The sequence below is a fragment of the Aerococcus loyolae genome, assembly GCF_002871915.2.
GTDB lineage: Bacteria > Bacillota > Bacilli > Lactobacillales > Aerococcaceae > Aerococcus > Aerococcus loyolae.
On sequence record NZ_CP126958.1, the window covers coordinates 1,597,912 to 1,618,335 of the forward strand.

Genomic DNA, 20,424 nt, shown 5'->3' on the forward strand with positions numbered 1-20,424 from the left:
TCATCTACTACAAAAAAGAAATAATCGACACCTAGTGAATCGATTATTGGTGATTTATGTTGTGCCATGATGTATCAGTCAGCACGACTGTATTTTGTTTACAGGAATCTGTATACAAAAAGCACCTTAAATACTCTACCACCCTTTGGATCTAATGTCAACAAATTCATTCAAAAATTCCTCTTTTAGATCAATAGAGATAGAAATAAGAAAAAATACACCAAAAAAGCCGGAATTCCGGCTTTTACATTATTATACTAAACAACTAATCAAGGATTTCCATTTTCTCTACCTGGCCGTCCTCTTTGACTTGGAGTTTAACCGCCGTATCGGGCACTAGGAAGGGAAGCTCTTCATTAAGTTGAATGGGGACTTGGTAGATACTGCCATCGATCTTCAAGTAATAGACTGAATTGCCCTCTTTGACTACAGCAGCGATTCGGTCTAAGTTACCTTCAATGGTTTTAAGGTCTTCCATTTGGCTGACTTCTTCAAAATGGGCGCCACTAGCCTTGGCATAGTCTTCAATCAAAGCAGGGACTGACTGAGCGATGATCACATTTTGATAGTTATTGACATCAATTAAGGCATACTGCTTGATCAATCCGGCCTGGTCCTTTAGAGACAAGATATACATGGGATTGCCCTTTAAATTAATTAAGAGTGGGAAAGTTGCTTGGTAGCCTTTTTCTTGGACAGACCCTTCCGAAGACTTCATGGCTGACATTTCCTCAGCCGCGGTCAAGGGATAGAAACTAGTCTCCTTGGTCCGCATATTAACCAAGACAAAGCCGATATTTGAAGCATCCTGAGCCACAGAAGTGACCCCGGTATAAAGGAAGATGTCATCGTTCATCGGCAAGTAATTATAGCCTGCTGTAGGCTTGGTCACACCCGTCTTAGCAAATAAGGCATTCCAAAAGCCGCCCCGGTATTTCCCGTTCATCTGCAGTTGGTGGAGGATGATGTCGGAAGAATAGACTCGGTCAATCCAGCCGGGAACTTGGTCCAGTTGATAGTGCTGGGTCTCCCCACTTACCGCATCCAATAAGACCACTCCTGTAGGTTCAGGCTCCTTAACTATAAAATGCTTACCATAAGTGGTCGCCACATAGTAGGGATGCCCTTGGTCGTCGACCTCAAAGGAGGGTTGGTTAAAAATGGCAAAGGGATAGCGTAGACGCAAGACCCGTTTAGCATTGCGGAAGAAGAGATCATCATTGGTGTATTTCATGGTGTTTTCTAAGTCCACTAATTTAGTATCTCCTGAGACCATATCGACTTGGATATAGTTAGGAATCCCCTGCCTAAAATTATTCAACCACTTGAAAAAACCAGCATATTCCAAGGGGGATACCCGGTAGGGATGGCCTTGAATATTAATCTGCGTATAGTCAGGGGCTGCTTCAAACTGAGAAACCAATTCAGAAAGTTCGCCCAAGCGTCGGTTTCCTAATAAGGCAGCTGTATCGCGGTCAATTAAGGGAATCTGGCTCACATCAGTTTCTGGAAAGTCTTCCTTAAAACCCTTCTTATCCAGCTCGATCATGTGAGCATAGCGGTCAGCCATGAACAAGGGACTATAAATCACCTGGATAGCCAGATAGGCAAGTAGTGCAAGCCCTAGTCCAGCAAAAAGAAGCCGATATTTACGCTTGGGCCGGTCTTTTTGACTAAAGGCAGACCGCAAACGCTGGCCGAGATTAGCTTGCCGAGCCTTCTGGCGCTGAGTTCGTTTTAGCTCACTATCATAGATCGCTTCAGCAATAAAGAAGAGTAAAGCCCCGATGCCAAGAAAGGCCCAAAAAGCCATGGAGGCATAGTTCAAAGGAGGTAGGTAAAAATAATAGTAGCCGAGTAGGATCAAGAGAGCACCAGCATGTAAGCCCCAGCGCAATCTTCTCAAGCGACTTTTTTTCTTTTGACCTTCTTTTTCTGAATGGGTAACGTCTTTCATAAACTTTCCTCCTCAAGTAACTTTTATTCGGGCGTCTCTTCATCGTTATTTATCTATAAGTATTGTTTGACTTAATTATACCAATAAAAAAAGGCTGCTTCATCTTCCATTTAGTGAAAATCAAGCAGCCTAAGACTTCTATCAGATCAGCTGGTGCAAAAACTCAGCCTCTTTTCAAACCTGCTCCAAGCGCGAGCTGAGCTCCATTTCAGAAGTCCTTGCAAATTCTCTTTGAGGATTTACGGCGTACTTCTTCCAATCGCTATAGCTGTTCGAAGCAAAGCGAGTTACAGATATAGTATGCGTAGCTCTCTCCCTCTTTTTGCGCTTGTCGCACTCTCTTGTTTTATTTATTACGCATGGTTGGGAAGAGTAGGATGTCGCGGATAGAGTCGGAGTTGGTGAAGATCATTACCAAACGGTCAATCCCAATTCCTAGACCGCCCGTTGGTGGCATCCCGGTTTCTAGGGCTTCCACGAAGTCTTCATCCATGTGTTGGGCTTCATCGTCACCAAGTTCTCTTTCCTTGACTTGAGCTTCGAAACGTTGCCGTTGGTCAATTGGGTCAGTCAATTCAGTAAAGGCGTTCCCTGCTTCCGCTCCAGCAATAAAGGCTTCAAAGCGGTCAGTAAAGCGACTATCTTCTTCATTGGCCCGTGCCAATGGTGAAATTGACTTAGGATGACCATAAACAAAGGTTGGTTGAATTAGGGTTTCTTCCACAAAAGTTTCAAAGAATTCGTTAACTACCTTGCCAAAGTCATCTGTGTCTTTGACTTCAACATGGTGGTCTTTAGCTAGCTGACGCGCTTCTTCATCGGTCATTTCTTGCCAGAAGTCGACCCCGGTCGCCTCTTTAATAGCATCAACCATGTGGACCCGGCGCCATTGACCAGAAAAGTCTAATTGGTGGTCCCCATAAGGAATAGTGGTTGATCCCACCACTTGGCTAGCAATATGGTGGTATAATTCTTCGACTAAGTCCATCACGTCCCACATATCGCTATAAGCAGTATAGAGTTCCAACAAGGTGAACTCAGGATTGTGGGTGTGGTCAATCCCTTCATTTCTGAAGACCCGACCAATTTCATAAACTTTTTCCATTCCTCCTACGATTAAGCGCTTGAGGTGGAGTTCCAAAGCAATACGTAGGTATAAATCAATGTCTAAAGCATTATGGTGAGTAACGAAAGGACGGGCATTTGCTCCCCCAGGAATGTTATGTAAAACTGGGGTTTCCACTTCTAAATAGCCACGTTGGTCAAGGAAACGACGGATTTCACTGATGATCTTTGACCGGGTAACAAAGCGGTCATAGCTCTCCCGGTTAGTAATCAAGTCCAAATGGCGTTGACGGTAGATTTGTTCCTTGTCTTGTAAACCATGGTATTTGTCAGGAAGGGGACGCAGCGCCTTGGTTAGATGTTTTAATTCTTCTGCCTTAACCGATAATTCCCCGGTATTGGTCCGCATCACATAACCTGAAACAGCGATAATATCACCGAGGTCAGCCTTCTTCCAGATATCCATATAATCCTTGTCGCCAATTTCGTCTTTACGAACATAGATTTGAATTTGACCAGACCCATCTTGGATATGACCAAAACCTGCCCGTCCCTTCCCTCTTTTTGTCATGAGGCGGCCAGCAATATTAACAAAAACTGCCTTATCAGCCAGTTCATCCTTGTCAAAAGCTTCATACTGGTCATGGATTTCTTGAGCGAGGGCATCGCGCTTGAAGCCTTTCGCAAATGGTTGGTAGCCATTTTCTATTAATTCATCTACTTTTTCGCGACGGACTTGCATTTGGTCATTCATCGCTTCATGCTTTTGGTTTTCCTTTGCCATTATCGACACTCCCATACTATTTTATTTCATTCTATTAAAAACAGCCCTTCAGGCATGTTTTTTGGTCTTCCCTCTTATTCTATACTATTTACCGGTTTTTAGCAGCTTCTCTTTGTGCTAAACGTTCTTCACGTGATAGACGTTTCCGTTTAGGGGCCTTTTCGCGTTCTTTGGTTGCCTTAGCGAAATCGTTTAACAGGTCAACGACTTCTTGGTAGGAATCAGCCTGGGTACAGGCCACCTTGACCTTAGCCGAACGAGGGATTCCTTTGAGATAATAAGCCACCATGGAACGAAATTCACGGACTCCAACACTTTCCCCTTTTAAGTCAACCAGTCGGGTCAAGTGGTCCTTGCAGGCTTCAATCCGCTCCAGACCGGTTTTTTCAGGGAGGAGTTCCCCGGTCTCCACATAATGGACCATGCGGTGGATTACCCAGGGGTTACCTAGGCAACCGCGTCCGACCATGACGCCATCAACCCCATAATTGTCGAGGGCGTACTTGGCTTCTTCGGGAGTTCGGATGTCTCCATTGCCGTAGAAAGGCACCGAGAGCTTTTGACTGACTTGCTTGATAATGTCCCAGTTAGCCTTACCGGTATACATTTGCTCCCGGGTTCTACCATGCATAGCAATCATCTTCGCACCAGCTTCTTGGGCTGCCAGGGCATTTTCCACGGCTAGGATATGGTCATCGTCCCAACCCGTCCGCATTTTCACTGTGACTGGGATAGAAACTGCATCGGCAACCGTCTTTACCCGCTTATAGACCTCATTAGGATCTAAGAGCGCCTTTGATCCCGCATCGGTCTTCACCACTTTATTAACCGGGCAGCCCATGTTGATATCAATGATGGCAGCCTTGGTATTAGCTTCAATAAATTGGGCCGCTTCAGCTAAGGAGTCGGCCTGACCGCCAAAGATCTGCACGGAAAGCGGCCACTCTTCATCCTCAATATGCAGCATGGATAGGGTCTTTTTGTTTCTAAAATGAATCCCTTGGTCAGAAATCATTTCACAAACAACCAGTCCCGCTCCCTGGGCCTTGACAATGGTTCGGAAGGCGGCGTTAGAGACACCAGCCATCGGAGCGACCGCAATGGGGTTTGTGATTTCAATATTGCCGATTTTGATCATAGTACTCCCTTTCTAATTATAGACACACCAAATGATTCTATCAGAAAAAACGGCAGAAGAAAAGAGCAGAGACAAAAGCCTCAGCCCTTTTTCTTTCTTTAATTTCGTCCTTTAGTGTGACTGTCGCACTCTTTCTAGTTGAGTTCGTACGCCAGCCTTGAAGTTGCTTCAGAAAATGCCAACGCACAGATTCCTGTGCTTATGGTATTTTCCTCCACCAATTCAAGTCTCTGACGGCGTCCTCACATCCTTTATCTTACCGCCCATTAGCTATGGTGACTACCTTATGTCCCCGGCCGAGGCGTTCGGCAAGGGCAATCGCTCCAGTAATGGCTAGGGCAGATTGGAAGTCGACTTCAAGGCCTTCATTGACCTTTAGCCACTCTTGTTCTTGATAAGCGCGGCCGTCTTGGACCCGGATAATCTCAGCAAAGAGACTGGTATCTAGGAGGGGTAAGTCGCTAGCCATGTCAAGATCATTTAAGCTTGATTGACCACTTGTTTCCACAGCATAAATGGCGGTCTTTTCCGATGCTTCTTTGAGGGCCCGGCCGATACCAGAGAGACTTGCTCCTGTTGATACCGCCGAGACAAAGGCATTCGGAGCTTTCCCGTCTAAGGCCTCAATAATTTCCGGTCCCGTAGTCAGCTGGTGGACCACCGAGCAGGCATAGTCACTATCAGGATGAAGCAAGAGTGTTTCTTCTTTTTGGCCACTTTCAATGGCAGCTTGTCTTTGCTCAGTGACTTTGTCAGGATCGCTGAGAGGATGAATGGTCATACCGTATTCACGCAGTGTTTTCAAGTCAGCCTCACTGACCACTTCGTTGAGGAAGAAGTCGCCATCATAACCCTTAATCGCCGCTAGGCAAGCCAAGGAACGAATAGTGACAAAGTCAGCGCAGACCACTAGCGTCGTCCCACTGGTTAGGTCGCCTCTCTCTTCATAGACTTCCAACAGATTTAATAAGGAACGGTCTTTGATGTGACCAGTGGGATTTTGCTTTTCTAATTTGACATAAACATCCGCTGCTTGATAAGGAACTGACCGCTGTAATTTAATCAGTGGAGTCTCTCCAATGGTCAAGAGCAAATTATCCAGTTTTTCTACCATTTTACACACCTCTTCATCAGCTTCTGGCATTTATTATTACTATTTTAGCATAATCAACTAAGCAACTAAAGGTAAAGGACTAGGCTTGGGCCTCCTCTAGGAGTTTTTCCAAGTCGTCCTTACTGTAGTGATAATGACTATTACAGAAATGGCAAACGGTTTCTGCCTGACCATCTTCTTCAATAATGGCTTTTAGTTCCTGACTGCCTAGGCTGACTAAACCCTTAGCAAAGCGTTCCTTGGTGCAGTCACAAGTAAAGCTTATCGGATGGGTAGACAAGATATTGGCTTGGCCTTCACCTAAGAGACGTTCAATAATTTCCTCCAGGCTGGCATGCTGGCTGAGTAATTTAGTGATGTGAGGGAGATCTTGAACGGTGCGCTCCAAACGGCTAATGGTTTCTTCGCTCGCTCCCGGTAAGACTTGTAACATCCAACCCCCTGCCTTGTTGACTGATTCATCCGGATTGACTAAAACGCCAAGGCCAATAGCAGAAGGAATTTGTTCCGAAGCTGCTAAATAATAAGTGAAGTCCTCGGCAATCTCTCCCGAAACAATCGGAGTTTGTCCACTAAAAGGTTCCTTCAAACCCAGGTCCTTAGTGACTGAAAAAGTTCCTTCAGTGCCAACCACTTTACGGACATCCAGCTTCCCTTGGTCATTCAAGTCGAGAGAGACATGGGGATTGTCAATATAACCTTTGACCTCGCCGGCTCCATTAGCGGTCGTGACAATTTTTCCACCTAGACCATTTCCTTTAATTTGAACCGACATTCTGGCATCGTCTTTAATATCGCCAGCTAAGAGCAAAGTCCCGATTAAAGTCCGCCCCAAAGCGGCTGTGGCTGCGCTCCAGGTATCATGGCGTTGGCGGGCGTCTTCCACTAAGTCACCGGCGTCGATCACACTACAACGTACAAAACCATCTTTAGAAATTGCTTTAATTAACTTATCTGTCATTTTTTAAATTCCTTTCCTTAATGCCTTTTTATTATGCCTAATTCACCTATCAATAGCAAATGATTGATTTTTGCTAGTTCATAGCTAAGGACTAAATTCATTTGCAATAATTTTCTCATGAAAAAAGGACTGCGTCTTTTGGCGCAGTCCCGATTACTTAACCGATCAAGTTAAGCTTATTCTTGGTCATCATCATTTGATTCTTGAGGAGAAGCATCATCATGTTGAGTTTCATTTGAATCATCCTCATGACGGTCTTCCTCTGGAGAGCTAATGGTCTCTTCCTTGGAATCATCGACCTCTTCTTGAACCTTCTTTTGACGTTCAATTTGAGATTTCTTCAAGTTCTCTTTGGCTTCTTCATAAGAAATCGGTTCATTTTCATGACCGCTTTGTTGACTTTCGTCATCCTCAGGTAAACGACCGTTTTCAAATAAACTCTTAATTTGTTTAGCATTTAAGGTCTCTAGTTTTAAGAGGTGTTCAGCAATCACACGGACTTGCTCCTTATGCTGACTTAAGATATCTTTGGCTTCTTCCAAGGCTTGGTCCATAACCTTGCGGAGCTCTTGGTCGATTTTAGCCGCTGTTTCACCTGAATAAGATTTTTGTTGGTAAGGATTGGTGCCTCTCATGGAGTGGTTTCCTTCATAAGAAATCGGACCTAATTCCTCACTCATCCCATATTCAGTAATCATGCTACGGGCTAAAGAGGTTGCCTGTTCAAAGTCATTGGATGCCCCAGTGGTCTGGGTGTCGAAGAAGATTTCTTCTGAAGCACGTCCTCCAAGCAGCCCCACAATTTGTTCGTGAAGGTTTTTCTTGGAGTGCATGGTTTGATCTTCCTTAGGTAGCATCACTGCATAACCCCCCGCTTTACCACGAGGAACAATGGTCACCTTATGAACAACGCGAGCATCGCTTAAGACCATACCACAGACGGTATGTCCAGCTTCGTGGAAGGCGGTTACCCGGCGTTCTTCTAAGCTTGGTTGGCTGTTTGGTTTAGCCGGACCAGCGATAACGCGGTCCTGGGCTTCATCCACATCCACCATTTCGATTCTCTTCTTATCTAAACGGGCGGCTAATAAGGCGGCTTCGTTGAGGACGTTTTCTAATTCCGCCCCGGTAAAGCCTGGTGTTTGTTGGGCAATCACTTTGAGGTCGACATTTTGAGCTAGTGGCTTGTTGCGGGCGTGAACTTTCAGAATGGCTTCCCGGCCTTTCACATCTGGACGACCCACTAAGATTTGGCGGTCAAAACGTCCTGGACGTAATAAGGCTGGGTCTAAGACATCAGAACGGTTGGTAGCTGCAATCACGATCACATTGTCTTTTTCTTCAAAACCGTCCATTTCAACTAAGAGTTGGTTCAAGGTTTGTTCACGTTCATCATGGCCACCGCTCCCTGAAGCTGCGCCCCGTTGCCGACCAACCGCATCAATTTCATCAATGAAAATGATAGCAGGCGAATTTTTCTTGGCCGTATCAAACAAGTCACGCACCCGGCTAGCCCCGACACCGACGAACATTTCCACAAATTCTGACCCCGAGATGGAGTAGAAAGGTACATTGGCTTCCCCGGCTACCGCTTTGGCTAGTAAGGTTTTACCAGTCCCTGGAGGTCCTTCCAGAAGCACCCCTTTAGGAATCCGAGCACCAATATCGTGGTATTTCTTGGGAGCACGGAGGAAGTCAACCAGTTCAACCAGTTCTTCCTTCTCTTCCTCACAACCAGCCACGTCAGAGAATTTCACCCGTGATTTTTTAGAGACGTCTTCTACCCGGCTCTTTCCCATTTGCATGGGGTTGTTCCGTCCCCCACCTTGGGTTTGTGAGAACATCATATACATGATAAAGACGAAGAAGATTAAGGGAATGGCACTCATGATCAAACTAATCCACATATTCGTTTGATCTTCTTCTTGGGCCACGACTTCGGTCCCTGAATCTTCTGCCGCTTGGTTAATGGCTGACAGGGTTGAGTCATTAGGTAATACATGAACAATGAAGCCCTTCGCTTGGTCGAGTTCAGTATTATTTAATATCGGAATATTATTGGAAGTTGATGACTCACTTCCTTCCTTGTCCTCCCGGTACTTCCCGGTGATCTCATAGGCGCCTGCGCGAGGTTTAATTTGAACCGTTTCAATTTCTTTATCCTTCAGTTTTTGAATGAATTCGGATTGGTTAATTTCCTCTGAAGCAGCCGAATTCCCTCCTGACGAGAAGAAATTCACCACTCCTAGAAGCGCCAAGAAAATGACAATGATAATTAGACCACTGGAAAAAAAGTTATTGGGTCTCTTTGATCCTTTTCTTTGCATACATTAGCTCCATTTCTAATTTTAAACTAAATCGGTCTTATCCAGATAGGTAAGTATAACACAGATTAAGCCTGATCGCTCTTTAAAACCCCTACATAAGGTAGATTACGGTACTTTTGCGCATAGTCCATGCCGTATCCCACCACAAAGGCGTCAGGAATTTCTTTGCCGAGGTAATCAGCCTCAACTTTTACCTGTCGGCGGTCAGCCTTGTTCAAAAATGCACATATTTTTACCGATGCAGCCTGGCGCTCTTTGAAGAGTTCACCTAGGCGTTCCAAGGTATAGCCTGTATCGACAATATCTTCTACCAATAAGACATGCCGGCCAGCCACAGAAGCCTCTAAATCTTTGAGGATCTTAACGTCACCACCTGATTCGGTGCCGTCGCCGTAGCTAGAAACCGCCATAAAGTCCACTTCTAAAGGGACATTAATTTCTCGGATTAAATCAGCCATAAATAAAAATGATCCCTTAAGGATGCCGACCACAAGCAGGTCTTGGTCTTGATAATCTTTGGAAATTTCCTCGCCTAAGCGCTTATTAATGGCTTGGATTTCCTCCGTACTGATTAAGATATCGCTAATCTCTTGGTTCATGTATAGCCTCCGTGTTATATAAGTTCAATTATGTCCTTAATTGTAGCAAAAGCAGCTACCTGTCTGCAACATTTTCAGCCCTTTTAGACAATTTTTAAGGAATGCTTAGACTCGCTGAATTTGGCTAAAAGCCGCCTCCCCGTTCAGAGGATAGCGGTAGAGCCATTGCCCCTTTTGACTTAAGATTCCAAGGACAAAAGACTGGCCTCGGACTATCAGCCAGGCCGTCTGACGGTCAGCTTGAGGTATCTTCTCATTAATAAAGAAACGGCGGATTTTTTGCTGGCTTCCTGAGGGGAGTTTGAGATAGTCGCCAGCTTGCCGGTGGCGGATAGTCAGAGCTTGGTCACTTAGGGATTGAGACAGGTAAAAGCTCTGGCTGGTGTCCTGATGCTTTTCTTGACCAGCCAAAGTCCAGCTTAGGGCGAAGTTTTCTAGTTGGACAGAAGGCCCGCCCAATTCGACTTGTCTTTCTGACAAATTCTGATTAACTTGATAATAGCTAGCTGGGTTGGTTTTCAAGCGGACAAAGGCGGCCTGGTAGACCTTATCCAGGACATAGTCTCCTGGCAAGGCCCATTGCCCTTGGGCAGCCCCCTGGTTAAGAAAAGCGACCAAATCCTCCATTCCTGCCCGAGTGAAGGCCAAGAGTTCTGGTGTCTCAAAGCGCTGAAAAAGCATTTCCATTAATAAGACTTGTTCCGCTTGAGAATACTGACCCAGGACTTCCAAGTCGATGCGAAAACAGCCCGCTTCTTGGTCAAATAAGTTAGCCAGCAGCTGGTTGAGTTGGGGTTGAACCAGGTCTAATAAGGCCTTGAGGTCAGTTTGAAAATGGCGGAAATGTTCCTTGAAGTTGACAGATTCCCCCTCCAGATAAGGAATAATGTCTTGGCGGAAACGATTACGTTGGAAGTGCCTATCCCAGTTAGTCAAGTCTTCCTGGTAGGGAATCCCTTCTTCTCTAGCCAGTTCATACAAGCTGGCTTTATCGATGTCTAGAAGGGGTCGGAGAATTTGGGCCTTAGGGTAGGTGTAGAGCGGGCTAAGGACCTCCATTCCCCTAAAACTGGCCAAATGTCCGCCATGGACCAGTCGCATTAAACCGGTCTCTACCTGGTCATCACTATGGTGGGCCGTCACCAGGCGCAAGGAGGCCTGGTCTTTGAGAATTTTTCCAAAGGCATGGTAGCGGAAGGCCCGGGCCTTGGCTTCAACATTGCCGCCTAAATCGTCCGGGTGCTGCCAAATACTTACCTTGAGGTCCAAGTCGCGTTCTTGGCAATAGGCCACCATCATTTCCTGCTCAGCTTCAGATTCAGGGCGCAGGCGGTGGTTAATATGGATGACAAAGAAATTTAGCCCATGAGTCGCTTGCAGTGTCTCAAAACCCCTTAAAAGGGCCATGGAATCCACACCACCAGAAACCGCCAAGGCATAAGGTTTGTGACTAGCTAAATAGTCGCTATCTTCTGCCACTAACTTTTGGTAAATCATTTGGGCAAGTTGACTGAGCTCTAACATCTTCCACCTTCCTCATAAAAATAAAGAAAGAGGCTGTGACCAGCGTCATAACCTCTTGGTAATTTTTTCTATTCTTCATCTCTTGTCATTAGCCGCGACGGCCACCGCGACCACCACGTTTGCCTTCGGTATTACGCTTCAAGGAAGTTAAGCGATCATCACTTTCCTTTAAGAAATTATTCATCATGGCGTCAAAGTCACTGGTTTTTGCTTGTGGCTTACGGTCAAATTTCTTATGGCTATTATGAGCCTTAGCTGGCTTAGGACCGCTATTACCATGCTTAGCTTGTGCTTTAGGCTCAGCTTGCTTGTGATCCTTGGCGTCCTTCATGGATAAGGCAATCTTTCCATCTGGTTGAATTTTAGTGACAATCGCAGTCACTTCATCGCCTTTTTGTAGATAATCATTGATATCTTTAATATAGCTATCGGAAATTTCAGAAATGTGGACTAAACCACTGGTTCCATCACCGAGATCGACAAATACACCAAATTTAACAATTCCTGTAACCTTACCAGTTACTTTTTCCCCAACTTCTACGGTCATGAAAGCTTATGATCCTCCTAATTTTTTTCATTATTGACTTTGTTTTGATTATTTTGCGCTTCTAGGTATGCCTTGTTAAGACTTTTTGCCTTCATGGAATCATTATCTTCAGGCGTGGAGAAAATAATTTCGCCCTCTTTGCTGAGATAATATTGGGCCCGGGCTAAACTCGCCAGATAAGACTCATTATTTAATAAGGTCACTTGGTTCTTTAGGGAGTCAACAATTTCTTGTTCACTCTGCCTTTGTTGCTTAGCCTGCTCAGTTTGTTCGCTTAAGGACCGGGTCTTAATTTGGGCATGGAAGACGCCAAACAGACATAATAGGGAGCCTAATAAACAAAAGCCTAAGAGCGAGTGCATGATTAAGTCATGCCATTTCTGTTTCTTAGTGTCTTCTTGCTCCTTCTTACCAGCGTAGCGTGCAATGGAAGTAATTTTATTCTTATTTTCCTTGCCTTGGTCGCCCATCTTTAGCATCCTTTCACAAAATAGTACCCTTCCTATTGTACCTTGCTTCTTTTAAAAAGTATAGCTCCTATTTTAATTAAAAAAATTCAGGTTCGCTGGCTTTTTCCTTCCACTCCTCATCGAGAATGGTGTACATTTTGCTGGCGTCTTCTTTTTTAGTCGAATTTTCTAGGACATCGACTCTCAAAGTCAGCCACTTATTTCCAAACTCGATCTTGACGGTATCACCAACTTCCAAGTTGGTCCCGGACTTGGCCGGCCGCCCATTAACAGCCACCCGGCCTTGGTCACAGGCCTCTTTGGCCACGGTACGTCGCTTAATAATACGAGCAACTTTCAAAAATTTATCAATTCGCATAGACTCTTCCTAACTCTCCTTATTTTTGATCCAATATTTAGCCAAGGGAAGCTCTTGCCACTCAGCCGGATTAAGTATCGGGTATCTTCTTACTACTAATAATACGACACCTGCTCCCAAAAGGACAGCCAAGCCCACAAATAAAGTGGCAAAGGCCCGACCTTTAGGGAAATTCAACCAAAAGAGCCAGCGCAAAGCCATAATGGCCAGCCACATGAGCAGGACCAATAGGCTAGTATCTCTCAGTAAAATCCCCATTTGACTCTCGGCTTTAATCGAATGGGGGATAAAGTGGTGCATCAAGATCAGCATCACAATTAAGGCCAGTAAAGTGGACCAGACGCCTCCCACTAGGCCAAAGCGACTAACCAGCAAGTGGGCAAAGACCCCTTTGACTAATAATCCCAAGCCCAGGGCCATGGCCGAATAAAACCACTGGTTCTGGCCTAGGAAAATATTATGGTAGATCAATACCCAGCTGGCCAAGACAATCATCAATAGATACTGTTCTAAGACCCCGCTACCCTTAGCATCACTAAAGAGCATAACATTCAGTTCCGGCAAGATAGCCATTATCCCTGCCGTGACCAATAGACTAATAAAGAAAGTTAAGCGGCTAAAACGAGCCGCTGCTTCCTTAAATAGGGCCTTTTGTTTTTTGACAAAGGCCTGAGAAAGCAGGGGCAAATAAGAGGTCTGGAAGGCCAGGGAAAAGACCATGCCCAATTGAACAAAGGGCTGGCCGCGGTCATAGACCCCCTTATAAACCTTAGCCAGTTCGCTATCCAAACCAAAATCCAGTAAACCGTCATAAAGGGTAAAAGAATCAATTAATTGAAAGAAGACCAGTAAGGCTGAAAAGCTACAAATCACCAGGCCATCGGTGACAAAGGTCCTCAGAATCTGGGGCCAGGTCAAGTGATAAGGCGGATCTTCAGCCAGAGCGCGACTTCTTTTCGACTCTTGGAATAAGCGCTGGGTGCCCCGGGATTGAAATAGAGCCAGGATTAGGTAGCTAGCTGCCGTAAAACCGGCAATTCCAGCCGAGGCCATGGCCCAGGCCCCCATGTCATAGAGGGACCAGTCCTGACTATAGACCTGGCTATAAAGGGTAGCCACCCCTAAGATCACCCCGACCCGGACTACTTGCTCGATCACCTGAGAGACGGCGGTATGTTTCATATCATTGCGGCCCTGAAAGGCTCCCCGAATGAGAAGGAGAAAAGGCATGGCTAAGAACATATAGGAAACGCTCCGAATCACCACTGCCAAGTTGGGGTCAGCCATTCCCTGGGCTAAAAGCGGGGCTAGAAAAAAGGTCAGGCTAAAACACAATAAAGAAAAAATGACTACTAGGAGACTATAACGACGCAAAAACAGGCGGCGGTGGGCCAGGTCAACCTGCCAGCTAATTTGTTTACCCACGTAATTGGGTAAGCCGCTGAGGGCAAAGGTCATTCCAATCCCATAAATGGGGTAGACTTGCTGGTAGACATAGAAACCCGTGTCACCCACTAGGTTTTGAAAGGGAACCCGGTAAACCGCACTGAGAATCTTAGCGATAATGCCGGCCAGGGTCAACAAGCTGGCTCCCTTTAAGGCTTGTTGACTGCGGCGGTTTTTACTCGACACCATCCCTAGTTCTCCCCTTCCACTTGGTCAGATTCCGCCTTTAAATCCTTACTGAGCTGGGTTAAGAATTGGAGCAGATAGTCTAACCACTGATCGGTTGAGAGTTCTTTAGTGTTTAACTGCATGACTAATTGGTCATTGGCCATCTTGATTTGTAGTTTCATAGGGATATCTTCTAGAGCCTTGAAAATCAACGGGGTCAATTGGCTAGGGTCTTGTTGCTTGGTAAAGACCAGCTCAATCCCCTTCCCCTTACGCGTGATTTTCTCCACCCCTATTGCAGTAGCATAGGACTTCATCGCCCCGACTGCTAAGAGCCATTGGACTTCTACCGGAGGCTCACCAAAGCGGTCCAATAATTCATCATCCAAGTCCCACATGGCATCGACATCGTCCAGGAGGTTGATGCGTTTGTAGATTTCCACCTTTTGATTTTCATCCTGGATATATTCTGAAGGAATATAGGCATCAATGTGCAATTCAATTTCTGTCGGTGACTGAGGCCGCTTAGCTGCCTTGCCTTGTTTCTTACGGATGGCTTCATCGAGCATCTGTTGAAAGAGGTCATAACCCACCGAATTGACAAAACCATGCTGTTCTTGCCCCAAGAGGTTGCCGGCTCCACGAATGGAGAGGTCGCGCATGGCGATTTTGAACCCTGCCCCTAATTCAGTAAAGTCTTTGAGGGCGGTCAGACGTTTTTCGCTGGCCTCATTGAGGGCCTTATCAGGCCGGTACATAAAGTAAGCATAGGCTACCCGGTTGGACCGGCCTACCCGGCCCCGTAATTGATAGAGGGTCGATAAGCCCATCCGGTCAGCATCCTCCACTAAAAGGGTATTGACATTGGGCATATCAATCCCGGTTTCAATAATGGTGGTAGTGACTAAGACATCGTCATCGCCGGCCAAGAAGTCCATTAAGACTTCCTCTAATTGATTGGCGTGCATCTGACCATGGGCAATCGCTACCCGAGCTTGGGGGACTAATTCCTCAATAAAGTTGGCTTTTTCTTGGATATTTTGCACATTATTAAAGAGGTAAAAGACTTGCCCATTGCGGGCTAACTCCCGTTCAATGGCATCCCGGATCGCCCCATAATTTTGTTCCATGACATAGGTCTGTACCGGAAAACGGTTAGCTGGTGGCGTTTCAATCACACTCAAGTCCCTGACCCCCATCATAGACATGTTCAAGGTACGAGGGATCGGTGTTGCCGTTAGGGTAAGAACATCAACATTTTTCCGCAAGGCCTTTAATCTCTCCTTGGCCTTGACCCCAAAGCGTTGTTCCTCATCGACAACTAAGAGGCCTAGGTCTAAGAATTTAATATCCTTGGATAGGAGTCGGTGGGTACCGATCACTAATTGGACGCTGCCCTCTTTTAAGCCCTTAATGACATGCTTTTGTTCAGCCGGACTCCGGAAACGACTCAATAAGTCAATAGTAAAAGGATAGTCCTTAAAGCGCTCTAGCATGGTTTCGTAGTGTTGCTGGGCTAAGACAGTCGTCGGCACCAGGAAGGCGACTTGCTTACCGTCAAGCATAGCCTTAAAGGCGGCCCGCATGGCAACTTCAGTTTTCCCAAAGCCCACGTCCCCAACGAGGAGACGATCCATGGGCTTTTCTTTTTCCATGTCAGCTTTAATTTCCTGGATTGAGCGGAGCTGGTCATCAGTTTCAGGATAAGGAAATTCGTCTTCAAAGGCAGCCTGGTCTTCGTTGTCCGGACTAAAGGCATAGCCCTTTCTGGTCTCCCTTTCTGCATACAAGTCCACCAAGTCATCGGCAATATCTTCAATTTTCTTGCTGACCCTTTGCTTGGTCTTTTGCCATTCGATTCCGCCCATTTTGTTGAGTTTGGGGCTCTTACCTTCCGCCGAGACATATTTTTGTACCAAGTCTATTTGGTCGATGGGGACGTGGATAGAGGCATTATCGGCATAGACGATACTGAGATAGTCCTTGTGGTTTCCTGCTACCTCGATGGTCTCTACCCCAACGAACTGACCAATCCCGTGGTTAACATGGACCACATAGTCGCCGGGTTTTAACTCTTGGTAGCTCTTTAAGCGCTCAGCATTAGAGAGATTATTGGTATTTTTACGACGGCGGCGCTTGGCCTGGTCAAAGAGGTCACTTTGAGCTAAGAGGACCACTTGACTGTCAACAAATTCAATCCCGCCCGACAAGTGGCCAGCAATAATATTAATGGCTTCAGGAATGATTTGATCTGCCTGGGTCAAGACCGCCTGAAAGTCCATGGCTTTGAGGTCTTTTTCTAAGTCGCGGGCCTTGTCTTCTTCTTCGATAAAGATCAGTAAAGACCGGCCCATTCTCAGCCAGGCTTCAAATTCCAGCTTAATGGCTTCTTTATTATGGTAAAAAGGTGTCACTGTCCGAGTTTGGAATTGATAGAGGCCATCAAAGCGCATATTTCCGTAACCCTTCTGCCATTGAGCCAGGTAAAACTTCCGCCCCGAATAGGCCATCACTTGGTCATGACTATCTAAATAGATCTGGTCGATCGGAGGCAGATGGCCAGCTTCCACCTTCCCTTGCAGATAAAGGGCTGCTCGCTGGTCAATTTCCTGGGATAATTCAATCAGCCGGGTCATATCATCCAGAACTAGAGTCTGCCCCTCCCCCACATAGTCAAGGAGGCTGCAGGAGTCTGGATAGAGGATTTGACTAAAATAATGGGTCCGTTCGGTCCTTTCCCCCGCTGACCAGGCTTGGATTTCATCCTGGAAGATGGCTTGGACTTGTTTTTTGATGGCTTCATCTTGGAGCTTCTCAACTTTCTCTTGGGCTACTTTTTCTAAATGAGTTACCCCAGCTTTTAGGCGGTCAGGGCTAAACAAGAGGTCCTTAGCCGGTAAGATGGTGACGCTTTCTAAGTCGTCTTGGCTCTTTTGGCTGTTGACGTCAAAAGTCGTAATACGTTCCACTTCATCGAAGGCCAAGGATAGTCGTAAGGGCTGGGGACTAGTTAGGGGGAAGAGGTCAACAATATCCCCCCGGACACTTATTTCACCTGGTCGTAAAACGGCCTCCACCCGTTCATAACCCAAGAGCAATAAGTCTGCTTTCAGCTGGTCGACTGCTAGCTCTTGGCCCCGTTGAATGCTTTTAACCAATTGCTTCCATTCGGCCACTGGAGTCAAGGGACGCTTCAGTCCGAAGATAGGAGTAATTAAGATCCCGCTACTATCTTCATCAAGTAACCAGTCTAAGGTCGCCAAACGATCCCCCAGAGCTTCCGGGCTTTGAATGGCTAAGTCTTCAGCCACACTTTCTGGACTGGAATAGAGGTGGAGGTCGGCTTCTGGATTGAAGGTTTGCAGGTCTTCATAAAAACGCTCCGCCTGCAAGAGGTTGTTGGTTAAGACCACGGTCTTTTTATCTGGATTGCTGGCTTGAATTTCAGCAATCATGTAGGCCTTACTAGCCGCCTGTAAACCCAGGTAGAGAACGCTCTGCCCCGTCCTCAAGGTGTTTTTTAGCTTGCTGTCAATAATTTTCTCATTGAGATAATTTTCTAAGTTCATTTCCACGTCTTTCTCTCTTTATTAGTTATTAAATCGATTCATGGTGTTTTCAAAGCTATTGCCCTCTAACCAGTAAGAAATGGCATCGGCGGCCGCTTGGCTGCTTTCTAACATCTTGCCCTGGTCTTCCTTGGAGAATTTCCCTAGGACATGGTTAACTACCGAACCCTTGCCTTGGGGGTGACCAACACCTAATTTGATCCGTTGAATGTCTTTAGAATTAAGCATTTTAATGATATCTTTCATCCCATTATGACCGCCTGCAGAGCCCTTTTTACGCAGGCGGAGGCGGCCGGGTTCCATGTCCATATCATCATAGACCACCAAGAGGTCTTCTAAGTCGATGTGATAATAATTCATAAAGCCAGACACACATTGACCGGATAGATTCATAAAAGTAGTGGGTTTGACAAAGATCACCTGGTCATTAGCCACCCGGCGTTTAAAATAGACCCCATTGAAAGCGGAACGGTCAAAGCTTTCATGGTGGCGGTAGGCCCATTCATTAAGGACAATAAAGCCAATATTATGGCGGGTACCTTCGTATTCTTTTCCTGGATTGCCTAATCCAACCACTAACTTCATATCTATCATCCTTTTCTTTTTAACGATCGAGTAGGACTCTGTCCGTTAATCGGACAGAGGACCTCTCACACCACCGTACGTACGGTTCCGTATACGGCGGTTCAATATCTTAAATAGGCAGACTCCGCCAGGAGGGTTAATGATTTTAATCCCCACTGGCGGAGTCTTTTTGTTGTCAGAGCGTTGTGCACCTCCGGTGTTTTAGATAGACGCCAATATTTCTTACGTGAGAAAGCAATACGTTTCGCACTATTACTATCTAATCCTAACCGCATGAGGCGTACAATCTTCGTTTGACAGCTTTTCCATCGCTTCAAAATGAGTTGCCTTAGGCGATGGTTTAACCATTGTTCTATTTCTTCAATATAAGTTTTAATATAACCTATTCCAAAATAGTTGATCCAACCTTGTGTCACTTGGTTGATCTCTTTTACAATGGTTTTAAAGGTGCCTGGTCGCTTTCGACTTGTCAGACGTTTTAACTTTGCTCTGAATTTCTTCTTTGCTTCATACGTCGGACGAAAACGACAACCCTTTCGGGTAGGCATGATAAGGCAACCCAAGAATTTTAAACGGGTTGGCGAACCCACTTGACTCTTCTCATGGTTAACTGTTAATCGAAGATCTTTCTCGATGTAAGTAGTAATACTCTTTAATACCCGTTCGCCTGCACGTTTTGATTTAACGAAAATCGCAAAATCATCTGCATAGCGCACAAAACGATGCCCACGACGTTCTAATTCTCTATCCAGTTCATTCAAATAAACATTACATAGAAGCGGTGAGATGACACCCCCTTGGGGGGTGCCCGTATGACTATCAATGAATTGACCAGACATATCAATAACACCTGCACTCATAAAACGTCTGAGAATACGTGATATTGCCGGATCTTTAACCATTCCTTCTAAGTAGTTAATCATCTTATCTTGATTAAAATTATCAAAACAGTTCTTGAGATCACAATCAACGACAATTTTATAGCCGGCTTCGTAATATTCGACACACTGTTTCAGTGCACTATGTGCACTCTTACCTTTACGAAAGCCATGGCTATTTGATGATAGTTGAGGATCAATGATTGGTTCAATAATTTGTCGAATGGCTTGTTGAACAATCCGATCCCTGACAACAGGAATGCCTAATTGACGAACTCCCCCATTGGCTTTGGGAATTTCTACCCGTTTCACCGGTTGAGGTTTATATGTCGCGTTTATTAGTTTCTGTTGTAAGGGTTTGAGGTACTTCCTTACTTCGGCTTCCGCAGATTTCGCGGAAACCCCATCAATACCAGCTGCTCCTTTGTTCTTTCGAACCGCTTGAGCCGCTCGCATGAGGTTTTCTTCTCTGACGACGAGACTCATTAGAGACCCATCATGTCTTTTCATATATTCAATAGCTGAATTACTAAGCGCACCTACATACTTTTCAGGTTCCACCTTATGCCTTTGTAGGCTGCGTTGCTTTCGCAACTTTTCTGCTTTTCCCATAATTGAGCTACCTCCCATCTAATCAAACATTGATATTGTTCAGTCCTTCGTTTCCTTAGGAAACTACTATGACTTCGGCTGACTTCTCACAGTAAACCTTTTTCGACCGGCTTCTTATAAGGGGACTCCTGCGCCGTCTGTGAGATCTCCCTGGGTAAGAACGACAACTTTCTACTCATGTCACTGCTTCATCTACTGTCTCAGATTCGTGCAGTATTGGACTTCACTTTGTTTGGCAAGCTCATCCATCTTTTGACAGCCTTTCTTTATGAAGTTTCTGTACGTCAGTGCAAGTATTTGCCTCCAACTTCCTTCAGATTCC

15 protein-coding genes are annotated in these 20,424 nt (G+C 45.6%); all 15 read right to left on the minus strand.

Translation table 11 applies throughout. From position 1 onward, the window contains the following. Positions 1–265: 265 nt before the first annotated feature. Entirely contained in the window at positions 266–1,957 is a 1,692-nt protein-coding gene (locus CJ190_RS07250; protein ID WP_064292990.1) for a hypothetical protein, read from the minus strand. Between the two features lie 346 nt (positions 1,958–2,303). Next, positions 2,304–3,806: a lysine--tRNA ligase gene (gene lysS, locus CJ190_RS07255; RefSeq protein WP_064292880.1), complete on the minus strand. Its 1,503-nt coding sequence runs from the start codon at positions 3,804–3,806 to the stop codon at positions 2,304–2,306. An 88-nt stretch (positions 3,807–3,894) separates the two neighbouring features. Beyond that, the gene (gene dusB / locus CJ190_RS07260; RefSeq protein ID WP_064292879.1) at positions 3,895–4,944 is read right to left on the minus strand and encodes a tRNA dihydrouridine synthase DusB; all 1,050 of its coding nucleotides are present in this window, start codon (positions 4,942–4,944) and stop codon (positions 3,895–3,897) included. 256 nt (positions 4,945–5,200) lie between these two features. Next, positions 5,201–6,058, minus strand: coding sequence for a pyridoxal-phosphate dependent enzyme (locus CJ190_RS07265; RefSeq protein WP_064292878.1), 858 nt, complete (start codon positions 6,056–6,058; stop codon positions 5,201–5,203). Between the two features lie 79 nt (positions 6,059–6,137). After that, positions 6,138–7,019, minus strand: coding sequence for an Hsp33 family molecular chaperone HslO (hslO, locus tag CJ190_RS07270; protein WP_064292877.1), 882 nt, complete (start codon positions 7,017–7,019; stop codon positions 6,138–6,140). 176 nt (positions 7,020–7,195) lie between these two features. Further along, positions 7,196–9,346 (minus strand): ATP-dependent zinc metalloprotease FtsH, encoded by a 2,151-nt coding sequence (gene ftsH, locus CJ190_RS07275; protein WP_064292876.1) that lies wholly within the window; start codon positions 9,344–9,346, stop codon positions 7,196–7,198. Positions 9,347–9,411: 65 nt separating this feature from the next. Continuing rightward, positions 9,412–9,945: a hypoxanthine phosphoribosyltransferase gene (gene hpt / locus CJ190_RS07280; RefSeq protein ID WP_064292875.1), complete on the minus strand. Its 534-nt coding sequence runs from the start codon at positions 9,943–9,945 to the stop codon at positions 9,412–9,414. A gap of 105 nt (positions 9,946–10,050) precedes the next feature. Next, positions 10,051–11,469 carry a tRNA lysidine(34) synthetase TilS gene (tilS, locus tag CJ190_RS07285; RefSeq protein ID WP_064292874.1) on the minus strand — a complete coding sequence of 473 codons (1,419 nt, stop codon included), beginning with the start codon at positions 11,467–11,469 and terminating at the stop codon, positions 10,051–10,053. 88 nt (positions 11,470–11,557) lie between these two features. Beyond that, positions 11,558–12,016: a S1 domain-containing RNA-binding protein gene (locus CJ190_RS07290; RefSeq protein ID WP_064292873.1), complete on the minus strand. Its 459-nt coding sequence runs from the start codon at positions 12,014–12,016 to the stop codon at positions 11,558–11,560. Positions 12,017–12,033: 17 nt separating this feature from the next. Beyond that, entirely contained in the window at positions 12,034–12,486 is a 453-nt protein-coding gene (locus CJ190_RS07295) for an FtsB family cell division protein (RefSeq protein WP_064292872.1), read from the minus strand. A gap of 76 nt (positions 12,487–12,562) precedes the next feature. Next, positions 12,563–12,844 carry an RNA-binding S4 domain-containing protein gene (locus tag CJ190_RS07300; RefSeq protein WP_064292871.1) on the minus strand — a complete coding sequence of 94 codons (282 nt, stop codon included), beginning with the start codon at positions 12,842–12,844 and terminating at the stop codon, positions 12,563–12,565. A gap of 9 nt (positions 12,845–12,853) precedes the next feature. Next, positions 12,854–14,479: a putative polysaccharide biosynthesis protein gene (locus CJ190_RS07305; protein ID WP_064292870.1), complete on the minus strand. Its 1,626-nt coding sequence runs from the start codon at positions 14,477–14,479 to the stop codon at positions 12,854–12,856. Between the two features lie 2 nt (positions 14,480–14,481). After that, positions 14,482–18,027: a transcription-repair coupling factor gene (gene mfd, locus CJ190_RS07310; protein WP_064292884.1), complete on the minus strand. Its 3,546-nt coding sequence runs from the start codon at positions 18,025–18,027 to the stop codon at positions 14,482–14,484. Positions 18,028–18,048: 21 nt separating this feature from the next. Further along, positions 18,049–18,612, minus strand: coding sequence for an aminoacyl-tRNA hydrolase (pth, locus tag CJ190_RS07315; protein ID WP_064292869.1), 564 nt, complete (start codon positions 18,610–18,612; stop codon positions 18,049–18,051). Between the two features lie 101 nt (positions 18,613–18,713). Continuing rightward, positions 18,714–20,102: a group II intron reverse transcriptase/maturase gene (gene ltrA, locus CJ190_RS07320; protein WP_257876541.1), complete on the minus strand. Its 1,389-nt coding sequence runs from the start codon at positions 20,100–20,102 to the stop codon at positions 18,714–18,716. Positions 20,103–20,424 lie beyond the last annotated feature (322 nt).